Source organism: Weissella halotolerans DSM 20190, from assembly GCF_000420365.1.
Taxonomy (GTDB): Bacteria; Bacillota; Bacilli; order Lactobacillales; family Lactobacillaceae; genus Weissella; species Weissella halotolerans.
This window is the reverse complement of the sequence record NZ_ATUU01000004.1, coordinates 100,845-122,923: the sequence shown is the minus strand read 5'-3', so window position 1 is coordinate 122,923 and position 22,079 is coordinate 100,845. Positions and strand designations below refer to the sequence as shown.

Below are 22,079 nucleotides of genomic sequence, written 5' to 3'. Positions count from 1 at the left end.
GCTTGAAGCCGCTACCTTAGTTTTAACTCAGTCTGCCACCTGCATTAATGCTTGCCAAACTTCTAAAACACCATCATGATTATTATCCTTTGGTACCACAGTAAAGCCTTCATTCAAGAGGCGCTGATCTCCATTAGGCATTACAAAGGGATGACCAGCTAAGCGCAACATCTCTAAATCATTCATTCCATCCCCAAAGGCGATAAGCTGGTCACTACTAAGCCCAAGCTTGGTTAATAGTAGCGATAGGGTATTTGCCTTATTAACGCCAGCGGGTAGAATATCAACCGCCCCATAACCTGATGTAGTGGCATATAAGCCAATTCCAGCATCATTAATAGCCTCTGCCGCCTGGTCACTTTCACTTGCAGCCCAATTACCAGTCACCGTTAAAATGGGGTCTGAAATTTCTTGCAGTTGATCTATTTCATAAACTTCATCATAAAGGGAACGTGTAAAATCACGCTCCTTTGTTTGAATATTTCCCATTCCATTAACCAAATATAATTTATCTTTCGTGTAGGCTCGTAAGCCTTGGGTCGGTTTACCAATCTGGTCAACAATTAACTTTTGCAGCATCATGAGACTAGCAGCAGGTAAAGTTTGCATCGTTGCTGTCTCCTGTCTTAATTTCAAGACAACCCCGTTACTAGCCACTACATCAATGTCAGACATAAAAGGAGCAAATTTAGCCTCTACCCAGCGTAACTCTCTACCAGTCGCAACAACAAACCGGTTCCCCTGAGCTAGCCACTTCGTTAATAAGCGTCCAAAGGCTTCGCTTGAATAGGATAAATCTCGATGTAAAAAGGTATTATCCAAATCCGTTGCTAAAACTTTCATCTGTCCCTCCCTTGCTCTGTCTTTGTCAGTATTGTCTTCTTTTTCTTCTCATAGTTTACCATGTTATGTATAAAAAAAGAGGAAGCCTACTCCTAGAAAGTAAGTTTCCTCTTTTTTTATAGCTCATCAGGGAGTCGAACCCTGGATGCCGGTGTGAAAAACCGGAGTCTTAACCGCTTGACCAATGAGCCATCATCAGTTGCTAACACAACAATATTCATATTAGCAACTTCTACCAAATAATGCAAGCTTTTTTATAGAAAATTAGCTTATATCCCCTTGTTCATTTTTATCCATCGTGGCGCTAACCGCACCAGACAATACTTCTTCTAGCTGACCCTGAGTTAAATACGAGTACCCTGCGTTCGTTGAAACGCCGGCCGCTATCGCTAAGTTAGCTAATTGAGTAGCGGACAGCGGCGTTTCCGTCATATTAATACCAGTCCCAGTTAACGTTTGCAAGGCAATAACCTGTGCTTGATCCTCAGTTAGGCCTAATTGCTGCCCCACAGCTTGATAACTCTTAACAAAGGCAGCCACAAAAGCTGGTCCCGATCCTGCTAATGCCGATACTACGCTCAATTTTTGTTCTGGATATTCATCTGTTTTACCAAGTTCTAAGAAAAGCATGGCAATAGCCCCTCGGGTACTAGCATCCACATACTGATCAAACGCCAAACCAGTATAGCCATAACGAAGGGCTACATTAATATTAGAGACAGCTCTTGCGATAACCAAACGTTCACCCAGCACTTGGTGTAATTCTTTAAGCGTGCCCCCCGCTAAAACCGAAACAATGATAACTTCAGGTTTTTGCATACGTACCAAGCGTAATTCATCTGCAACTGTTTGCAAGTCCTGTGGTTTCATTGCCAATACCACCATATCCGCTTGTTCCCAAACTTTAGCCGGTGTATCGACTACCTGTATTCCCAATTCACTGGCAACTTGCTTCTCAGCTGTGGGTGCATAAACCACTTGATGAATTTCTTCACGTTTCTGCCAGCCCTTTACCATCGCTTGTGCCATTTGGCCAGCACCAATAAATCCAATCGTTAACATTTGTCTACCTCCTAATACTAAGAAAGGAGAGCTTTAATCAGCTCTCCCTCCTGCAGGCCTTTCTTTAAGCAAAACCGCGCCGGTTAGATAATGTGAAAGACTTATAATGGTATCGCATGGACATAATCAGGCCAATCCCAATCATATTCCCAATCAAAGCCGAACCCCCTTGCGAAATAAAAGGTAAGGGAATTCCAGTTAATGGCACCAAGCCAATATTCATACCAATATTTTCAAATATATGAAAGACTAACATCATCACTACCCCAGCAGCAATGTACGCGTAAAACTGGTTTGATGTATCATAAACTACCTGAAAAACTTGATAAATCAGAAGGAAATATAAAATCAAGACCAAAATACTCCCAATAAACCCAAAATTTTCCCCAATAACAGAGAAAATCATATCAGATTCTCTGACCGGCACATTAACATGTGACACATTAAACCCGGTTCCCATTAAACCACCTGAGCCAATCGCTTTCATGGACTGCCACAATTGAAAACCAGCATTTGTCGTGTCCCCTTGTGGATTTAACCAAGAATCAATTCTAGCAAATTGATAGGCTTCAAATCCAAAGTGCCCCAAAATCCGTCGACCCCAGGGTTGCGTAACAAAAACAATCGCTGTTGTTCCAACTGTTGCTGCCAATCCAATAATTGGCCCTAAAATAGACCAAGACAACCCGGAAACCATCGTCATCCCAAAAATAATCGCCAAAAAGACGAGCATAGTCCCAAAGTCATGTTGAGCCAAAACTAAGACCAGAATTGGTAAGGACCATAGAATAATCTTACGTAGCAATATCCAGTCGGAATTTAATGTATGAACCGGAAAATCTGAATTATGATTAGCAATGACCCGAGCCAACATAATAATAAAGGCTGGTTTCATTACTTCAGATGGTTGGAAGGTCAATGGACCAACCGCAAACCAAGACTTGGCCCCAGTTTTAACTGCATAGCTTCGACTATAGAAGATTAAAACAGCGACCATCAAGAAGACGCCAATCGCAAAAACATACGGTGCTAGACGCCAGAGTTGTTCTGAATCAAACTGCATAATCAATAAAACGACACCAGTTCCGACAATGTAATAGGCTAGTTGCATCAACACCATCCGTTTTACATTTAGACCATTTGTATCATTAGAGGCTGCCACATACAAAGATGAGAGCCCAACTAAAGCCAACATTAAGACCACGAAGACAATGGACCAATCAATATCACCATCGGAACTAAAAAAACGCTTTAGCATGTGCTTCCCCCACTTTTTAAGTTAATGATGTAAATTATAGTCCGCTATCAGTCGTGAAACACCTTCATCAAAATCGGCTACTGTAGACTTGCGACCATCATGGAAGGTAATTTCTACTCCATCATGCTCGTTAATCAATCCTAAACTGACTTTATTAACTTTCACCTCTGATACGTCCTGGTCCTGCTCAATAATCTCCACTGACACTGGTTTATTTTTTCTAGCCATTTAACCACCTATCTTTCCTGAGTCATATGGCTCAATAGTTCTCCCGCCCCTTTAGCGACATTATCAAGGGGATGATCTGCAATCATCACTGGTACATCAAGTTGACTCGCTAATAGTTCTGCTGTCCCGTGCAAGAGAGCTCCACCACCGGTCAAGATAATACCACGATCAATAATATCAGCAGCTAATTCCGGCTGAATACTTGCTAAGACGTTATGGGCCGCCGTGACAATCTGCTTTAGCGAATCATGCATGGCCTGTTCCGCCTCGTTTTCATTAATTGTAATGGTCTGGGGCATTCCTGAGAAATTATCCCGCCCCCGAACTTCCATAGCCTTAGGTTCGTCCTTTGGAATGGCAGTTCCAATTTCCATTTTCACCTTCTCAGCTGTCCGCTCACCAATCAACAAGCCATGCTCATGCTTAATATAATTAGCAATATCAGCATTTAGCTTATCACCAGCGACGCGAATTGACGTACTAGCCACAATATCACCCAAGGAAAGGACGGCAATATCTGAGGTTCCACCACCCATGTCAATGACCATCGATGCGATAGGTGAGAAAATATCTAAGCCAGCCCCTACAGCAGCTACCTTAGGCTCATATTCCAAATATACCTTGCCACCGCCTGACTTCTCAGCTGCTTCGATAATTGCTTTACGCTCAATTTCAGTAATGTTAGTAGGCGCACAAACCATAATATTAGGCCGCGACATAATTCCCTTTAAGTTGAGCTTGGCCATAAAATACGACAACATTTCTTCTGTCATATCAAAATCTGAGATGACCCCATCCTTTAGAGGACGCACTGCGCGAATATTACCCGGTGTCCGCCCTACCATGCGGTAGGCTTCCATGCCCACTGCCAGCACTTTATCCGTCTTTGTATCGACCGCGACTACGGAAGGCTCGTTTAGCACAATCCCTTCGCCGTCAACGTAGATGAGGACGTTGGCCGTCCCCAAATCAATGCCGATTTCCTTACTCATGTTTTCACCTCTTTAATGAACAACGCTGTGCGTCATCACTTATCTTACTTATTAAGTATCCCTTTAAGTATACAACAAGTTGCCCTAGCTTTAATAGACAGTGTAAAATTAAATTAAATATTCAATAAAAGGAAGCATACTACTATGAATTTTCCCCTTTCCACCCTGGGCGATATTTTATCGGCCCCCCTACTTCAGGAAAAACCCCTGCGTGTTACCGGAACTAGTTTTGATTCCCGCAAGACACAAGCAGGCGATCTATTCATTCCTATCGTGGCTGCAAATGATGGTCATGATTTTCTAGACGATGCCATTAAACATGGTGCAGTCGCCTCTTTATGGCAAAAAGACCACCAGCCGTACCCAACCCAACTGCCAATCATTTTAGTTGATGACACCCTGCTTGCCTTTCAACAATTGGCACAAGCCTATCTTAAAATGGTCCATCCTAAAGTAGTTGCTATCTCGGGATCAAATGGTAAAACCACTACGAAAGATTTGACAGCCGCCATTGGTGCCACCTCTTTTAACACCTATAAAACACCGGCTAACTTTAATAATGAACTCGGTGTTCCCACAACCATTCTGAATATGCCAGCAGACACAGAGCTATTAGTTATTGAACTAGGAATGGACCATCCAAACGACCTTGTCGCCCTCTCTAATCTAGTGCAACCAGATATTGCTGTCTTAACTATGATTGGTGAAGCACATATTGAATTTTTCAAAACTAGAGCCAAAATTGCTGATGGTAAAATGCAAATTATTACTGGCTTAAAGCCAGGCGGTAGTCTTGTCTATAATGGTGACGAACCCTTGTTAAGGGAACGTGTCCAACAACACCCAGCACTTAACACCCGAACCTTTGGTTTAGCAAACACGAATGACAACTTTGCCAATGCTATTCACTTAGCAAGCGCTAGTGCCCACTTTTGTTGGCAACCGCTTAACGAGACCATTCAAATTCCACTAACGGGCACTTACAATGTCAGCAATGCACTAGCTGCCCTGAGTGTTGGCCAACTGCTCGGTATTAGTCCAGCCTTAATGGCAAAAGCCTTAGCTACCGCAACCATTACTGAGAATCGCACCCAGTGGCTTCCTGGTAATTTTGGTGGCCAACTTTTATCAGATGTCTACAATGCAAACCCTACAGCCGTCCAGGAAGTATTAAAAAGTTTTGGTCAAGTCCCCACTAAGGGAGAGCGCTATGTTGTCTTAGGCGACATGCTAGAATTGGGAGCCCAAGGGCCGGCCATGCACGCTGCCCTAGCATCTTCTCTAAAGCCTCAAACTGTCCATGAGGTTTTCTTAATTGGCCCGCTGATGCAAAATCTAGCCGAAGAACTAACGAAAACCTATTCTGCTGACCACCTACACTACTATCGTCAAGACCAACAAGCTGAGCTAATCCATGATTTGCAAGCAACCTTGTCTCCAGATGATCTCTTATTACTTAAAGGATCACATGGCATGCATTTAGAACGAGTGGTCGCAGCATTGTACGACCACAACTAGCCTTTTTAAGGTTGATATTGACTATCACCTTTAAAAAGGCTAGCTTTAAGCAGAGTTAGTTCTTATTATCAATCTATTATGTTTACTAGGATGGGAGTATCTTATGTCTAAAGAAGAAACGAATCACGCTATTGAACCTAGCAGGATTGCTGTGCAACCCGAGACGATTGTAACCAGCGAACAGACGATTGTGACTGATTTAACTCGCAAATGCCTTTTTGCAGCGGGAATTATTGCCATTTTACTTGGCATTATTGCCTTTGCTTTTCCAAAACAAGCCTTAGCCTCAATGAGTGCTCTATTTGCTCTATTTTCCCTCTTTATAGCCATCATTGATCTCATGTTGGTCACTAAAAGTCAAACGTTAAAAGGGGCCTTTTTGATGAGCGCCCTACTGGCAACTACAATGTCCCTTATTTTCCTTTTTCGCCAGGATGTCACTAGTCAATTCATTGGCCTTATTTTTGGTTTCTGGATTTTGCTTAATGCAACCGCAATTTTAGCTCAAATGCGGTCACCAGAATTGCTAGCCGGTTGGCAACGACTAGTTGGCCTAGTATTAGGTCTAACGAGCCTAGCAATGGGACTTTACCTGTCTTTAGTTCCAGATATTGCGGCTAATACCATGTCCCTTGTTGTTGGTTCCTTTGCCGATCTCCTGGGCATTTACTTTATTTTAATTGCCCTCTTCAGTCGCAAAAATTAAGCTACTCTTGCTCTAGTTAGGACCACGTCGTAACCCTTGGCGTGGTTTTTTACTAGCCTGTAAGACAAATGGAAGGAATAGGATTATGCATGATTTTGTTAGCTTTATCAAACGCAAGGATACCCAACGTTATCTAGCCTTGCTATTGATCATCGCTTGTCTAGTTATTTTACATAAACAACTATCAATTATTTTACTAACCATTATCTTTTCTTACCTGTCGATCAGTAATGCTAATCGCGTTAGTCACCGTTGGCATCTACCCTACATAGTCGTCGTCTTAGCCCTCTATCTGGTTGTCGTTGTTCTCTTTTTCTTAGCCTTGCGTTTCGTTTTACCCGTTTTAATTGATCAATTTATGGCGTTGCCTAAGGAAATCAACCGTTTCTTTCAAACCTATCCTGCTATTCAAGGTTTAGCTGATGAAGCCTACAAAAAATTTGATATTTTGCAGGAAGTTATCGCCAATTGGCGGGTCCTCCTGGCTAGCGGTTGGGGAACAGTTAGTACGATTAGTCGACTTATCCTACAGGTCTTATTAGCAGCATTTCTAAGTTTTGTGCTCGCATTAACTTGGCAACGGCTCAAACGGTTTGGTCATCAATTTCTAACTTCTGATTATCCTCATTTGTTTATGCATATTTATGAACTTGGTGGAACCTTCATCTCTATCCTTGGTAGCGTGATTGAAGTACAGTTAAAAATTGCCCTTATCAATAGTGTTCTAATGGTGATTGGCCTCTTTATCCTTAAAGTTCCCAGCGTACTGGTCATGGGAGTTCTGATTTTCATTCTCGGTTTAATTCCCATTGCTGGGGTTCTGATTTCCCTGATTCCTTTAAGTGTTGTCACTTTGGCAGCTAATGGTCCCTGGGGGGTGCTTGAATTATGGGTACTTATCACCATTATTCATCTCTTTGAGGCTTACTTCTTGCATCCCCATCTCATGGCTAACCGCACCGAGTTACCAGTCTTTGTAACCTTTGCTACCCTGATTATTATGGAACATTTGTTAGGCGCCTGGGGATTAATCATCGGTGTCCCGATTGTTGCCTTTTTCTTAAACCTAATTGGCGTTCAACGGGCGGCCATTGCTGATCCAACAAATCAAGGAAATATTGAAAATAACCAAGAAGTTTAAACTAAAAAAGAGGGTACAGTTTTCAAAAACTGCACCCTCTTTTTTAATGCCTTTTTAAGAGATTCAATCGCTTCAAGCCATAAATCACTACTCCAACGACAACCAGGGCCACTAATAGCCAGGTCAACATGCCAGTAATACTATCAACCTTAACTAACATCTTAGTCCAGGCTTTCCCAGCGATGTGTCCTAGACTAATCAACACAGTATTCCAAATTGCAGATCCAGCAAAGGTAAAGACTAAGAACTGTAAGAAGGGCATCTTAGTCATGCCAGCCGGTACAGAAATTAGGCTACGTACCACTGGTATAAAACGGCCAAAAAAAACCGCGGCCCGACCATGCCTTTGAAAATGAGATTCAGCTTTTTCAAAATCAGCTAAGCGCAAACGAAGTATTCGGCCTAGCCGACTATCAACTAACTTTGCTAACCGCTCTCGATTCAAATACGTTCCTATCCAATAGAGCAAACTTGCTCCAATTAGCGCACCTAAGGTAGCTGCGCAGATAGCACCAAATATGTTTAATTGCCCCTGATAAGTTAAAAAGCCCGCAAAGGTCAAAATCAACTCCGAAGGAATAGGTGGAAAAATATTCTCTACGACAAGCAAGATAATGATTGCCAAATAGCCATATTGATTAATTGCAGTCTCGATTAACTGTTCCATCATGTCCCCATTTCTTTTGGTCATATTTCGTTTATTGGCCGTATAACTAACTCGCCTCTTTATAATCCGAATTAACTATGCCAAGTTAAACTTTAATTCACCATAAGAATAAATATTGTTAACATTAGCTATCCATTCTTTTTAGCTAGCTGCCGCTGCATTATCACCATTGTTAACTTCTGGTACTGCTTGATTAACCTTGGCTGTCTTAGCTGCATCAGTCACAGCTGCCTCCTGGTTGTTTGCCTCTACAGGTGCTTCATCATTGGCTGGTGCTTGATTCGCATAACCGGCCGCTGATTGTGGGTCTTGATAAGCGGCCCCCCCTTGATCAATCATTGCTTGACTTTGATCAGGTACAACTACTGGCGTTGTCTGACTTGGTGTTTCTTCTACCGGTGATTGGGCTGGAAGGCTACTACTTGCATCAGCTTGACTACTTTTTTCCTGCTTTGATGTGGGCTTACGCTTACTCTTTTGATTTGACTCATCTAGTTCTTTAACCTCAGCTTTAATAGCTTTAGTAATAACTGGAACTGGATGCTTAACATATAAGGCTAATTCCATCATCTCTTGGGCTGCTTGTTTATTACCTCGCTCAACTTGTTTTTGAGCCTTCGTCACATACCCTAATTGCTGCAAGGCAGCTGTCGTTTCTGCAGTTGAATGTAAGTGATCGGCTTTTTTATACTCCCGCTTGGCCGCTTGCCACGCTCCTTGTTTAATGTCTTGCTGGGCTGCTTTAACATACTGATTAAAGTGGCGTTTATCCATATATACCTTCGACCCATACGCCCCACCTAACAAAAGGATAATGGGTATCACTACTAATACGAATTTCTTCATTTCTCCTCTTCCTACTCTTATACTCGCTTGGTCATTCTCTAGTACTTTGAAAAGAATTTGCGTTTCTTGATGGGCTCTTCCTTAAAGAGCTGCACTGCATCGCCGTTCACAATGGCCTTAGCATTTTCATTGAAGATTTCAGCCTTTCCTTCACCATAATTTTTGCGTAACTTTTCAAAGGCCAATTGCATCTCATAATCACGACCTGGTATATGATGCGCATCGGAAGCAAAGACTTGCGCCAGACCATGCCCTACGATATCCTCGGCAAATTGTTGAACAGCCTTACCAAAGGTCCCCACATATGAACTAGCAGTAACCTGCGCCAAGGCGCCACGACTTTCCAATTCGTATAGAATATTAGGATCTGTCATCATCCCCTCATTACGTTCAGGGTGAACGATAATCGGAATGAGTCCATGTTGTTGAATGTCAAAAAACATCCGTTCAGTATAGGCCGGTACTTCATTGGATGGAAATTCCAACAATAAGTACTTACCACCCGCATCGGCCGTCAAAATATCTCCTGCTTCCAAGGCCGCTATTAAATCACCATTAATGCGCACCTCTTGCGCTGGAAACACTGTTAAGGGAATTTGATGTTCATTTAAGGCCATCTGAAAAGTGTTGGTTGCAGCAATCACATCAGCTGCGTGATTGGTGTACCGCCCATTCATATGGTGTGGTGTCATTAAACTATGTGTTATGCCATCCGCAACTGCATCGCGCGCTAAATTCAAGGATGTTGTTAAATCCTTAGAACCGTCATCTAATCCTGGCAGCAAATGACTATGTATATCAATCATCGTGTATCCTCCCTAAATGTACCATACTAACATTTTACACTATTCGTCTATTAGCTGCCTACCAAGCAATGCTTATAATCTGTATAAGCTTTCTCCTGTCCCCCCTTTGTCCTAAAGTAGTATATAATGACTTATATACATTAATCTAAAGGAGTTCTTCATGAAGAAAGTTATTTTATGGGTGCTAGGTATCATTCTCGCCAGCGTCATTGGCTTTGGTGGTTATAGTTACTACAAGCTCAGCAACACAACTAGCAAAATTTATTCGGGCACACAACATACTAGTAAAATTTCCGATACGAAAACTAAAAAGGGGCAATCTATTGCCTACCTATTACTAGGTACTGACACTGGTGCACTTGGACGAACAGAAAAAGGACGTACTGACACTATGATTGTGATGGTGCTGAATCCAGACACCAATACAACCACTATGGTATCGTTACAACGTGATACCAAAATCCAAATTGATGGTCAAACTGAAAAGCTTAATGCTGCTTATCAATACGGTGACGCACAATCTTCAGTCGACCAAGTTGAAAAACTACTAAACATCAAACTTGATGGTTATCTCTTAGTTAATATGAATGGGCTAGAGCAACTGGTTAATGCTGTTGGTGGTGTTGATGTTACGGCTCCCCTAACCTTTAACTACGAAGGCTATGCCTTCACTCAAGGGCAAAATTACCATATGGATGGACAGAAAGCCTTAGCCTTTTCTCGTATGCGTTACGATGATCCAAACGGTGACTATGGTCGTCAAATGCGTCAACAATTAGTGATTTCGGCTGTCATTAATAAGCTAAAAAACAATCCAACCAATGTCCTATCTGATAATTTCTTACAGGCGGTTTCACAAAATGTCCGTACGAATATCTCGCTTAACTCAGTTCGCAACTTAGCTACTAAGTATAAGGGTTCTGCTGATAACATTGAACGTGATCAGATGAAGGGTGAAGGCGTCATGATTGGCAGTGTTTCTTACCAAATCATGCCAGAAAGTGAAATTTCTCGTGTTCATACCATTATCGAGCAAGCTCGTAATAATTAGTATCAATTCTGCAGTGTAAATAAAATTAATCACTACTAAAAAATAAAACCCGAACGTGCATAACACGTTCGGGTTTTATTTTTACACACATTTTTAAACAAACCATTTGTGTACATTAAATTCAATTCATCTATTTGTACTACATCTAGCCTCAACCGCTGCTTTTTCAGATTGCCACCAATCTTGATTAGCCAGGTACCAATCAATCGTATGTTGCAAGCCATCATCGAAGTTAGTGAACTTAGGTTGCCAGCCTAGCTCTACCCGTGTCTTTGAAGCATCAATAGCATAACGTAAATCATGGCCAGGTCGATCAGAAACAAAATCAAAATCATCCGGCGATTTACCCATTTTTTCTAAAATCATCTTTAAAACAGTTAAATTGTCTTTTTCACCATTTGCGCCCAACAAGTAAGTTTCACCAATTCGACCCTTTTCTAAGATAGCCCAAACACCAGTAGCGTGGTCATAGGTATGAATCCAATCACGAACATTCTTACCAGTACCATATAACTTTGGTTTGATGCCACTAACAATATTGGTAATTTGACGCGGAATGAATTTTTCAATGTGTTGGTAAGGACCATAATTGTTAGACATATTGGAAATGGTCGCCTTTAGACCAAATGAACGCACCCAGGCCCGAACTAATAAGTCTGAGCCAGCCTTGGTTGAGGAATATGGAGATGATGGATTATAACGAGTCATAGGAGTGAATTTTTCACCCTCACCTTCACCATGGCCCGGTAAATCTTCACGTAAAGGTAAGTCACCATAAACTTCATCAGTTGACACATGGTGAAAACGTACTGTGTACTTACGAGCAGCTTCTAATAAGGTAAAGGTACCAACTAAGTTCGTCTGAATAAATGGAGCAGGATCCTTTAAGGAATTATCATTATGACTCTCGGCGGCATAATGTACCACTGCGTCAGCATCTTTCATCAACGTGTCTACCAGTGGAGCATCTGCAATATCCCCTACTACTAATTTCACCCGATCTGCTGGTAATCCTGCCAAATTAGCTTTATTACCAGCATATGTTAATTTATCTAAAACCGTGATAAAAACATCTGGATGTTCATCAACAACATAGCGAACAAAGTTAGCTCCAATAAAGCCAGCACCACCAGTAACTAAAATATGCTTATATTTAGACATTACATTTTTGACCTTGAAATAATTTAACTTGATTATGAAGCTCTAATTTCTTAAGTGTAAGAATACTAGTACCTATGCGTTTTTACTTCGTTTTAAACTCAAATTTCAATATACCTACTGACTAGGCTTAAGTGAGACTTTTATGTTTACTTTAGATAGCTAACATATTACGAAAATCAATCTATAAGTATGTAAATTAATAATTAAAAGTAGTATGTTAGTTCTTATTATAAGTTTGATTAAACAAAATAATATCAATATATAATCATACTATTCGTTCCTAAAATTCATTAATATCCTACCTATAAAAAATACAATCATAATTAAAAAAATCAAAATACTAATATAATTGTGTGACATATAAACTGAAAAAGAAATTGCTAAGTATGCAATAAACAGCATTATAAGTAACGCTACGTCCATGTGAAATGATACAAAATTTTTTATTTGTTTATATCGTATTAAACTTACCGTCGCAAATCCAAGGGCACTAGACAATGCTGAACCCATCAAACCAAAAGAAGGTATGAGTATCGCCCCTGCTGCTATGTTAAAAATCATACCCCAAATAGTTGTACTAAATAATCCTCTAGTTTTCTTTGCCACCAAATAAAAAGTCCCAAAAAAAGCTGATAAACATGAAAAAAGTATTGCTATCAAAAGGATTGGAACTAATTTCCACGCTTTAAAGTAATTTGCAGATACATAAAAAGACATAAACCATTTTATCATTAATACAATAACAGCACTTATAATGATAAGTAGTCCAAAAACTAAACTGCAAACTAATTCATATAATTTATCAGATTCTGAATTTTTTTCTTCCTGAACTGCCGTTATTTGCCAAGCATTTGAAAACATACCAAAAACTGTATTAATCACATTAGGGACTTTATTAGCAACCGCAAGTAACCCATTACTAGTCGGACCTAAAAAATAAAGAATTAAAATTTTATTAAAATCATTTGTTAACCACCAAGCTAAACCGTTAGGTATCATCGGAATAGAATATTTTAAATATTTTATTATCGAATCTTTTGAAATAAGGCGTAAATTTATATACTTATAAATTTTACTTGAAAAAAATAAATAAAATAACGCTGCTATCTGGGCCAGAATAAACGACAATAAATATCCTATTAATCCAAACTTCATTGTCCCCATCAAAAAAATGTTACAACAAACATTTGTCAACGTCATTATGATTCCAGATACCGTAAAACTAGTTATCTTATCTAGTCCACGAACAAAATTTTGAAGTAACGATACAAAAGCTACCAACGAAATATATATGCCAACATACATGGAATACTCTACTCCAAAAGCTTCAGATATTCCGGAGACTAGCAAAGTTAGTAATGTCCCAAAAAATGTTATAAATAATCCATTAGATATTAAAGTACTTTTATCTTCATCGGGATCTAAGGCAAAACGAAATATAGCCGCGGCAACATTTAAACTAACCACAGGAACTAACAGAAAAGTTGTAGTGTTAATTATATCAGACGTACCAAAATCTTTAGGTATCAATACCCTGGTATAAAAAGGAACCATCATAAACGATACTACCATTGAAACACTATTTCCAATAGCAAATATAATAGTGTTCCCAGCTAATGCTTTTAAAATATTTTTCATAATGTCTTTTTATCTTCCAGTTAATTTTGTAACTAAAAACTGCAGTTTATTAACTAGGGGCATGTATTCATTTGCTAAATTGGTATGAGAATCGTGGCTATCTATTAGTTGTTGTGCCTTCTCCACTAACCAATCCACATCTGGATTTAACCTAGGATCAACGAAAACAATATTCTCGCTTTTTGCTAGCCAATTTTTATAAGTCAATTTTATTTTACTATTATAATTATCAAAAACTAAACACGGCGTTCCAGTAATCTGCGAAAAAATCATTCCATGAAGTCTATCTGTAATGACCAGTTTGGAACTCCTTATCTTATCCCACTGCTTTGTGAGTTCTCCGTACCTTATATTAACTTGAGTAGCATATTCACTATAATCTTGTTGTAAGGTCACATTATAACCAATATTTTTTAAATAGTCTTTCAATTGATTTTGAACATTAGGGTTCAAAATCTTTTCCGATTCGTCCCGCATCATCATTAAAATACCATCACGAGAATTATTCTTCCTTCTTTCATCTAACGAAAGCACAATATCAGGAGTTAGAAGAATATTATTCTGAGGAAAAATATCCTGAAACAAACCTAAACTCTTAGTTTCTCTAGCAACTATTGTTAATTTATCGCCACTTTTGCTAAATACTTTCTTAATGTAATTTAAATTGTTCTTTCCATCTGTAAAGGTATAAGATTGGGGGAAAAAAATCTTTTCATTTTTTGGAAACTTTTTTATTACTGGCAAAAATATATCATGTAACAATGTATATTTGTTACCTAGGTTCCCACCACCGGTGAACACTATAATATCATCTCTACTGATTATTTGATATACGAACCTTATTGGCACACTACTCCCTACTTCAATAATAGGAACATTACATCTACCACTCACAAGTTTATCTAAAAACCTTCTCTGTGCGTATCCAATCGCTTGGTCCCCCAAATTAGCATAGTCAGCAACACCTAATAGAAGTATCTTAGGCTTTTTTTTCAATTTTTTATCCAAAGGTGATGTTCTAAATAATGAGAAAAAATATCTTTTCCACCATATTAAATCTAACCATTTCTCTTCTCCAACGATATTTCTAATCCACTTTTTGATTCTCATGTTATTGCCTTCTACTTTTTATTTTAATAAGAAAAACCTTAAAATACATTTTTAACCGTTGTTTAAAAGAAACTGGCACTGAACTGATTACTTTTAAAGCTTTATCAAATACATCTCTATCATTAGCCAAACATACGTTATTCTTTGCAAGTACTCTAGTCCAGTCTCTCATAAAGGCAAAAATTGCTTTTTTTAATAATCTTGCTTCATATTCATTATTAGTTTTTGTCAACATATTAATGAATTTAGAAACAATAACAGCTTCTGACTTAGATAATTTTTGTGCATCATTTGAAGTTAAAATGCTATTCGGCCTAACTCTGTAAAAGTACAACCTCTCTGCACTTGTTGCTATTCTATTCGCTAATAGATAAGCCCTTACAGTAAAATCACAATCTTCAAGTAGAATACCTGGAGTAAATAGCAATTTATTTTTTTTTATCCACGATGTTTTATATAGACTTGACCATACTACAAACGAAACATTCATATCTAAAAACTCTTCTAGTATGTCATATCCATTCCCTGGTTTTTCTTTAAAATCAGCAACCCAGCCTTTCAGGTAGTTACCATTTATATCACAAAAGGAACTTCTAACAATGTCAGCATTCTCTTTTTCTGCAACATTATAAAGGTTGCCTAAAAAATTGGGCGAAATTTTATCGTCTGAATCGATAAAACTTATATAATCTCCGTTAGATACGCAAATACCTGTATTCCTAGCAGCAGATAATCCCTGATTTTTTTGATTAATAACCTTAATCCTATTATCATTTAAAATTAAATCTTTAATTTCTTCTATAGAACCATCTGTACTACCATCATTCACTATAATGATTTCTATCTCAGAGAAATTCTGATTTAAAATTGATTCAATACATTCTCTTATATACAAACGTACGTTATACGTTGGAACTACTACTGAAATTTTTGGATTCATATTCTTTATACCTTCAAAAATATCTAAATTTTGATTAATGGAAACAACTAATATGCTCCAGAATCTCTGGGATAAAACATCTGCCAAATTGTTAGAAGCATAATTTTAATATCCATTAATAAACCTTGATGCCTCACATACTGTAAGTCTAAATCTATCATTTCTTCGTAGGTCAAATTGCTTCGTCCTCCTACCTGCCAAAGTCCCGTTAACCCCGGCATAACCTTTAACCGAGCACGATCTCGCTTAGAATAGGCTGCCACTTCCTCAGGTAAAGCAGGTCTAGGACCAACTAAACTCATATCACCTTTTACAATATTAAAAAATTGGGGGATTTCATCAAGAGAGTGTTTGCGAATCCATTGACCAATTTCAGTAATCCGTGGATCATCTTTTATTTTAAAAGTCGGCCCATCCGATTCATTTTTGTCTAGCAACGTATCCTTCATTGCGTGCGCACCAACTACCATAGAACGAAATTTCCACATCATAAATGGGCGTCCATTTAGACCTATCCGTTCTTGTTTGTATAAAATAGGTCCACCATCTTCATTTTTAATCTTATAGATAATGTATACACAAAACGGAGAGAATATAACTATTGCTACTGCACTCCTAATAATATCTACCAACCGTTTCATTAACCTATATATCCCGTTAACCATATATATTCCTTCTCAACGAATTATTCGTAGCCATAACCGTAGCCATAACCGTAACCGGCATCATTACTCTTATCCTTAACTCGTTCAACACACCCAAGTACCTTTGCATCAGTTAACGAAATAGTTTCGACCGTCCGCTTTAAATTAGCCTTTAGGGTTTTACCAATAGTAGTAACCAAAACAATACCATCAACCAGCTTAAACATGACTTGTGCATCTGTTACTGCCATAACGGGAGGAACATCCAACACAACCATATCGTAATTATTGCGCATCCAATTTACTAATGCAGTCATTCGCTTGGATCCCAATAATTCAGCCGGATTCGGTGGGACTGGACCAGCTTGCAAAACAGATAGGTTTGGAACAAATGTTTCACGCACTAAATCTTTGGGCTGCATATCACTTGCCAAAATGCTTGTTAACCCGCGTGTATTAGGAATATCAAAAGTCGAATGCGCAGTGGGCCGTCTTAAATCAGCATCAACTAGCAAGACACTTTTCCCTGCTTGTGCCCATGTAATGGCAATATTAGCTGCCACAGTCGACTTACCATCTGAAATTTCAGCTGACGTAAACATAACCACTTGCAATTTATCTAAAGCAGCCCCTGCAAATTCAATATTTGTTTTAACAGTCCTAAATTGTTCTGAAATGATGTTTTTAGGCTCCGTAAAAGTAATTAAACGTGCCCCGTTACGTTGTGTTTCATCATCTTGTTTGATTTTTTTACTGAAAAAGGTCATTTTATCTCCCCTATATGCGTCGTCCAGAACGTGTATCTTCAGAATTAAGATTCTGGTTAACATTACCCAATACTTCATGAACAGGTTTCATTTTATGAATATAATTAACAATTCCCAAATTGGTCAAACCTAACTCATCAGTAATAAAAGTAAACTCCTTAACTGTCCGGTCCGAAACTTCACGAATGAAGCCCCAACCATATCCAGATAATACCCCCAACAATACTCCCACTAAAGTAATTAATGGTATATTTGGTGAAACCGGTGTTGGATCTGCGACTGCTTTAGAAATAACCGACACATTAGAGATACTCATTATCTCTACAATTTTTTCTTTAAATACATCAGCAATGGTATTCGCAATATCTCGTGACATTTCAGGGTTAGCTGTTTTAACTGACACAGAAAAAACCTGAGAATTTTGTTGCGTCGCTACCGTAATCATGCTGGCAAGATTATCGTTCGATATTTCTTCAGGAGAATACTTAGCAGGAACTAACTTATAATCCTTTTTCCCAACTTTTTCCCTATGCGGCTTAGTTAATTTGTCGACTACTGCATTCAATGTAACGCGCTGCGTAATGATATCTTTATAGGTATTGATTAACTGAACATCGGCCTGTTGATCGGCATACTGTGCACCAGGGTTCTTATCGTCTTGTTTCCGATTTACTAAGAGCGATACAGAAGAGCTGTACTTAGGTTGAATAACAAACTTTGAAATTCCGAATCCAATTGCTCCGAAAACAATCCCTAGTATAATCATCAAGAGTGCATTTTTCTTTAAAATCAGCCATAGTCGATTTAAATCAATCACATTATCCATAAGTTAAATACCCATTTCTTCATTTTTTTCAGCAGACTCTACTTAACGAATCCAGCTTTAAACAAACATAAGTATTACAATTATACCACAGCCTAATCCAGCTTGACAAACCTATATTTATTAAACATACTTCAATAATATATAACAAATATAATAAAAAAAGGGGGCAATCCCAATATCCAGGACTGCCTCCTTTTTAATATACTTTATTTTAGTCTTTCGTCAAAATCGTCTTTGAAACAACCTTCAACTCATCGTCTAAGTCGTAGACGATTGGCTGACCATTGGCAATTTCCAGACCCATGATGTCATCATCTGAAATACCTTCAATATGCTTAGCTAAAGCCCGCAATGAATTACCGTGCGCCGCAATCAAAACGTTCTCACCTGCCAAAAGCTTCTTAGAAATTTCATCGTTCCAATATGGCAACACACGTTCCAAGGTAACCTTCAAGCTTTCACCGTATGGTAGCTCACCTTCAGGAACATCAGCATAACGACGATCATATGAAGGATACGTCTCGCCTTCCACAGTCACTTCTTCATCATAAGAATCCATTAATGGTGGCAACACATCGTAAGAACGGCGCCATTGATGAACTTGCTCATCGCCCCACTTCTTGGCTGCATCGGCCTTATTCAAGCCTTGCAAAGCCCCGTAGTTACGTTCGTTCAACCGCCAAGACTTTGACTCTGGAATCCACATTTGGCCAATCTCAAACAAAACAAAGTCCAAGGTCTCAATCGCCCGGGTCAAAACTGACGTATAGGCGTGATCAAACTCAATACCTGTCTCACTCAACAATTGACCAGCTTCTTTAGCTTGCTCAATTCCTAGGGGACTCAACTTTGTATCAATCCAACCATTAAACAGGTTCTTTGCATTCCATTCACTTTGTCCGTGACGAATCATAACTAATTTTGCCATTCCTCGGATACCCCTTTTTCTTTATAAAGTTCTTATCTATTATACCAGATTCACATTTGTTCAACCAGTGATGATTTGCACAAACTAACCTAATGAATTTGTCCATTATTTAGAGTTAAATTAGATGAATGGATTGGGACGGCCTGTTTAGGATAGAGATCTGCCACAATCGCATTTACCGCTGTGGGCGCCTCCCCAAAGCCAGTGGCGATTAAGTCTGCTTTCCCGAGATAACCTGCAATATCACCCACAGCATAAATACCGGGTACGGTGGTCATCATTTGTTGATTAACCAATAAATGCTGGCGTGCTTGTTCAAGCTTGACCGACCAGGTGGTAAAATCTTGGTCCGCTTGAAAACCATAACTGACAAGCACATTATCAACTTCAATTGTACGCTCTTTTGTGCCCCGAAACTCCTGTAATTGAACCTCAAGGGCAGCTTCTGCATTTTCAACAATTCCCGTAATGACATAGGGAATGAGCTGTGTCACTGAACTAGCCTCTACTTTACTAACCGTTTGTTCTAAGGCCCTGAACTGATGACGCCGATGCGTAAGAAAAACCTCGGCCCCTGCCTGCTCTAGTAACAAGGCTTGGTCTAGCGCTGAATCACCACCACCGGCTACCAATACGCGTTTCCTTCTAAAGGCTTCTGGATCCTTAACTGCATACAATAAGCCCTGCTTTTCCAGCTCCTTAACATTATCCAAGGGCAGCTTCCGTGGTTGAAAGGCTCCACCCCCAGTAGCCATAATAATCCGCTTGGTGGACCAGGTCCCACGATTGGTTATTACCTCAAAGCCCTGGTCAATTTTTTTAATATCAATAACCTTTGTATCCACCATTAAGTGATTTCCCACTTGATTTAATTGGTCTTGCAAGCAGGTGACCAGATTTTGTCCTTGGATAGCCGGAAAACCAGCGACATCTAAAATCGTTTTTTTAGGATAAAGACTCGCAACTTGGCCACCCACAATTGGCAAACTTTCAAGAATTGTCGTTTTAAGTTGCCTTAATCCAGCATAAAAGCCAGTAAAAAGGCCGACAGGGCCCGCACCAATTATGATTATGTCTTCCATATAAGCTCCTTTATAAAAAGGCCACTCTCAATGCTAGGCGGCCTTACCTTTATTGAATATCACGATCATATAGGGTTTGAAAGTCAGTCAGTTGGTCAGCTAAATCTTCTTTCATCGCCAAATTAAATGCTGCTCCTTCTTGACCAGCATTAGCTTTAAAAATTTGTTCAAACTGAGGTTGAAGCTCCTGGATTTTAGTTCGATCCGGACCATCTACGACCAGCAAATAAGCTGAACCTTCTTGGCCGTTCAACCGCAATAAATACATGTGGTCGATTGCTTCATGATGATCATCAGCTAATCCAATTAATTCATATTTCAGAGCCGTTGGCGCAATTTCATCAGCGGCCGTAATTTGAATTTCTTGATTATCATAATTTTTAATCAAGGTCGCCAAATAGGCCAAGTTATCACGGGTAATTGGCATCCCATTAGTAAAGGGGTTCAGAGCGATTCCAGCAATTTGCGCTTGTTCACCCTCCTCACCTTGAACAAAGGGAAGATAATCTTCGATAGTCATCACCCATGGATAGACCTTTTCTTCTGATTCAATTGGTTGCGCCCCAAAAGCATCCATATCAGTAAAGGCTGGAAAGACCGTTTCATCATCTTCAGTCTGAAATGTAATTAATTTGATTTCAGCCCCGGCAGGCATTTCTAGTTCGCCCTCCTCACTTACAGTTGGTTCTTCAGTAAAATTAACCGGTGCAATTAATTGTGCATTCAACAAAGCCACCGTAAAATTTTGCTCAGTGGTATCATTTTGTTCTTCACGCAAAGCGGCAAGAGCGTTCAAGACATCGTCATTGCGTAACATCTCGTCCTTTTCCTCATTCTCTTTTTGATCAACCATGAATCAGTGCTCCTTTTCCCCGTTGAATCGAATATAGTTAGGTTTATAACTCAAAAATTAATTTTTTTAATAGCTATTTCTTAGCTTTATGATATTCGTTTTAATAAAGAATTTAACCCGTTCCTTAACTGGACGTTTTTTTAATATCGGCTTAATTACGTCCAACGCATTATCGAAAGGACTAGTTGCCCTATCAATCCGAAAACCGCTTTGTACTAAGACGCGCGTCCAATCTCGCATAAACCAATAGATTGATTGCATGGTAACCCATCGTTCCATATTGCTCTGGGTTCGCTCCAACTTTAACATAAATTTTGAAATAATCTTTTCAGCTGACTCGGACATAAGTTGCGAATTATTTGAATTCACCAAGCTTCCTGAACGAACTCTATATAAGTAATTAATATCAGATGAGGTTGCCACTTTTGTTGCTTTCATGTACGCTTCAGCTATAAATTCAGCGTCCTCCATTAGCATGTGAGGAGTAAAGTGTAGTTGATTATTTTTTAAAAATTCTGTCCTAAACAAGCTAGACCAAATTACCGGGGAAACACTAGCCGACCAAAATTGCTCTAATACAACTAGCCCGGGCCCTGTCTCTACATCAAAATCAGCTACCCAGCCTTTAGGAATTTGGCCACTGAAGTCTCTAAAGGACCCTCTCACAATATCTGCTTGTTCTTTCTCAGCAATTTGATAGAGATTTTTTAAAAAATCAACCTGTATCTTGTCATCTGAGTCGATAAAACTAATATACTTTCCTTTAGCGACAGACATCCCTGTATTTCTAGCTACCGAGACCCCTTGATTTTTTTGTTTAATTACTTGAATGTTTGAATGTTGCTCTGCTAACTCAGCCACCACTTCTACGGTTTTATCATGGCTTCCATCATCTACAATAATAACCTCAATATCTTTTACCGTTTGGTCTAATATAGATTCCAGGCATTCGCTAATATAGGTTTCGACATTGTAGGTGGGGACTATTACTGATACCAATGGGGACATTTTC

Annotated in this window: 23 protein-coding genes and 1 tRNA gene; 4 read left to right on the top strand and 20 right to left on the bottom strand. The window is 39.2% G+C overall.

From position 1 onward, the window contains the following. Window positions 1-27 precede the first annotated feature (27 nt). The 6 genes from G414_RS0106130 to mreB all read right to left on the bottom strand — a co-directional run bounded on the left by G414_RS0106130 (window position 28) and on the right by mreB (window position 4,383). The gene (locus G414_RS0106130) at window positions 28-843 is read right to left on the bottom strand and encodes an HAD-IIB family hydrolase (RefSeq protein WP_022791943.1); all 816 of its coding nucleotides are present in this window, start codon (window positions 841-843) and stop codon (window positions 28-30) included. Between the two features lie 119 nt (window positions 844-962). Further along, window positions 963-1,034, bottom strand: a tRNA-Glu gene (locus G414_RS0106125). A gap of 73 nt (window positions 1,035-1,107) precedes the next feature. After that, window positions 1,108-1,905, bottom strand: coding sequence for a pyrroline-5-carboxylate reductase family protein (locus G414_RS0106120; RefSeq protein WP_022791942.1), 798 nt, complete (start codon window positions 1,903-1,905; stop codon window positions 1,108-1,110). Window positions 1,906-1,969: 64 nt separating this feature from the next. Further along, on the bottom strand, window positions 1,970-3,163 hold the full coding sequence (locus G414_RS0106115; RefSeq protein WP_022791941.1) for an FtsW/RodA/SpoVE family cell cycle protein: 1,194 nt from the start codon (window positions 3,161-3,163) through the stop codon (window positions 1,970-1,972). 21 nt (window positions 3,164-3,184) lie between these two features. Beyond that, window positions 3,185-3,391, bottom strand: a complete 207-nt coding sequence (locus G414_RS0106110) for a DUF2969 family protein (protein WP_022791940.1) — start codon at window positions 3,389-3,391, stop codon at window positions 3,185-3,187. 8 nt (window positions 3,392-3,399) lie between these two features. Further along, window positions 3,400-4,383, bottom strand: a complete 984-nt coding sequence (gene mreB, locus G414_RS0106105) for a rod shape-determining protein (protein ID WP_022791939.1) — start codon at window positions 4,381-4,383, stop codon at window positions 3,400-3,402. A 144-nt stretch (window positions 4,384-4,527) separates the two neighbouring features. Between mreB and G414_RS0106100 the strand changes: the two genes are divergently transcribed. The 3 genes from G414_RS0106100 (at window position 4,528) to G414_RS0106090 (ending at window position 7,748) form a co-directional block, all read left to right on the top strand. After that, window positions 4,528-5,901 carry a UDP-N-acetylmuramoyl-tripeptide--D-alanyl-D-alanine ligase gene (locus tag G414_RS0106100; protein WP_022791938.1) on the top strand — a complete coding sequence of 458 codons (1,374 nt, stop codon included), beginning with the start codon at window positions 4,528-4,530 and terminating at the stop codon, window positions 5,899-5,901. Window positions 5,902-6,004: 103 nt separating this feature from the next. Continuing rightward, window positions 6,005-6,607 (top strand): DUF308 domain-containing protein, encoded by a 603-nt coding sequence (locus G414_RS0106095; protein ID WP_022791937.1) that lies wholly within the window; start codon window positions 6,005-6,007, stop codon window positions 6,605-6,607. 85 nt (window positions 6,608-6,692) lie between these two features. Continuing rightward, window positions 6,693-7,748: an AI-2E family transporter gene (locus G414_RS0106090; RefSeq protein WP_022791936.1), complete on the top strand. Its 1,056-nt coding sequence runs from the start codon at window positions 6,693-6,695 to the stop codon at window positions 7,746-7,748. A gap of 43 nt (window positions 7,749-7,791) precedes the next feature. Here the strand turns inward: G414_RS0106090 and G414_RS0106085 are convergent, their stop codons facing one another. The 3 genes from G414_RS0106085 to G414_RS0106075 all read right to left on the bottom strand — a co-directional run bounded on the left by G414_RS0106085 (window position 7,792) and on the right by G414_RS0106075 (window position 10,067). Further along, the gene (locus G414_RS0106085) at window positions 7,792-8,415 is read right to left on the bottom strand and encodes a DedA family protein (RefSeq protein ID WP_022791935.1); all 624 of its coding nucleotides are present in this window, start codon (window positions 8,413-8,415) and stop codon (window positions 7,792-7,794) included. A 141-nt stretch (window positions 8,416-8,556) separates the two neighbouring features. After that, window positions 8,557-9,261 (bottom strand): hypothetical protein, encoded by a 705-nt coding sequence (locus G414_RS0106080; RefSeq protein WP_022791934.1) that lies wholly within the window; start codon window positions 9,259-9,261, stop codon window positions 8,557-8,559. A 38-nt stretch (window positions 9,262-9,299) separates the two neighbouring features. Further along, window positions 9,300-10,067, bottom strand: a complete 768-nt coding sequence (locus G414_RS0106075; RefSeq protein WP_022791933.1) for a tyrosine-protein phosphatase — start codon at window positions 10,065-10,067, stop codon at window positions 9,300-9,302. A gap of 160 nt (window positions 10,068-10,227) precedes the next feature. Between G414_RS0106075 and G414_RS0106070 the strand changes: the two genes are divergently transcribed. Then, window positions 10,228-11,118 (top strand): LCP family glycopolymer transferase, encoded by an 891-nt coding sequence (locus tag G414_RS0106070; RefSeq protein WP_022791932.1) that lies wholly within the window; start codon window positions 10,228-10,230, stop codon window positions 11,116-11,118. A gap of 126 nt (window positions 11,119-11,244) precedes the next feature. Here G414_RS0106070 and rfbB read toward each other — a convergent pair whose 3' ends face one another. The 11 genes from rfbB to G414_RS0106015 form a co-directional block, all read right to left on the bottom strand. Continuing rightward, entirely contained in the window at window positions 11,245-12,279 is a 1,035-nt protein-coding gene (gene rfbB / locus G414_RS0106065; protein ID WP_022791931.1) for a dTDP-glucose 4,6-dehydratase, read from the bottom strand. 270 nt (window positions 12,280-12,549) lie between these two features. After that, window positions 12,550-13,917, bottom strand: a complete 1,368-nt coding sequence (locus tag G414_RS0106060) for a lipopolysaccharide biosynthesis protein (protein WP_022791930.1) — start codon at window positions 13,915-13,917, stop codon at window positions 12,550-12,552. A 9-nt stretch (window positions 13,918-13,926) separates the two neighbouring features. Beyond that, window positions 13,927-15,027 (bottom strand): polysaccharide pyruvyl transferase family protein, encoded by a 1,101-nt coding sequence (locus G414_RS0106055; protein ID WP_022791929.1) that lies wholly within the window; start codon window positions 15,025-15,027, stop codon window positions 13,927-13,929. 1 nt (window position 15,028) lies between these two features. Further along, window positions 15,029-15,967: a glycosyltransferase gene (locus G414_RS0106050; RefSeq protein WP_022791928.1), complete on the bottom strand. Its 939-nt coding sequence runs from the start codon at window positions 15,965-15,967 to the stop codon at window positions 15,029-15,031. 47 nt (window positions 15,968-16,014) lie between these two features. Then, window positions 16,015-16,608, bottom strand: a complete 594-nt coding sequence (locus G414_RS0106045) for a sugar transferase (RefSeq protein ID WP_236695802.1) — start codon at window positions 16,606-16,608, stop codon at window positions 16,015-16,017. A 44-nt stretch (window positions 16,609-16,652) separates the two neighbouring features. Then, a complete protein-coding gene (locus G414_RS0106040) occupies window positions 16,653-17,378 on the bottom strand; it encodes a CpsD/CapB family tyrosine-protein kinase (RefSeq protein ID WP_022791926.1) in 726 nt (241 codons plus the stop codon). A 10-nt stretch (window positions 17,379-17,388) separates the two neighbouring features. Next, window positions 17,389-18,204, bottom strand: coding sequence for a YveK family protein (locus G414_RS0106035; RefSeq protein ID WP_022791925.1), 816 nt, complete (start codon window positions 18,202-18,204; stop codon window positions 17,389-17,391). 211 nt (window positions 18,205-18,415) lie between these two features. Further along, a complete protein-coding gene (gpmA, locus tag G414_RS0106030) occupies window positions 18,416-19,132 on the bottom strand; it encodes a 2,3-diphosphoglycerate-dependent phosphoglycerate mutase (RefSeq protein WP_022791924.1) in 717 nt (238 codons plus the stop codon). Between the two features lie 89 nt (window positions 19,133-19,221). Then, on the bottom strand, window positions 19,222-20,214 hold the full coding sequence (locus tag G414_RS0106025) for an NAD(P)/FAD-dependent oxidoreductase (protein WP_022791923.1): 993 nt from the start codon (window positions 20,212-20,214) through the stop codon (window positions 19,222-19,224). 49 nt (window positions 20,215-20,263) lie between these two features. Continuing rightward, complete coding sequence (locus G414_RS0106020; protein ID WP_022791922.1) at window positions 20,264-21,067, bottom strand: SseB family protein; 804 nt, start codon at window positions 21,065-21,067, stop codon at window positions 20,264-20,266. A gap of 66 nt (window positions 21,068-21,133) precedes the next feature. Continuing rightward, a complete protein-coding gene (locus G414_RS0106015) occupies window positions 21,134-22,075 on the bottom strand; it encodes a glycosyltransferase (protein WP_022791921.1) in 942 nt (313 codons plus the stop codon). Window positions 22,076-22,079 lie beyond the last annotated feature (4 nt).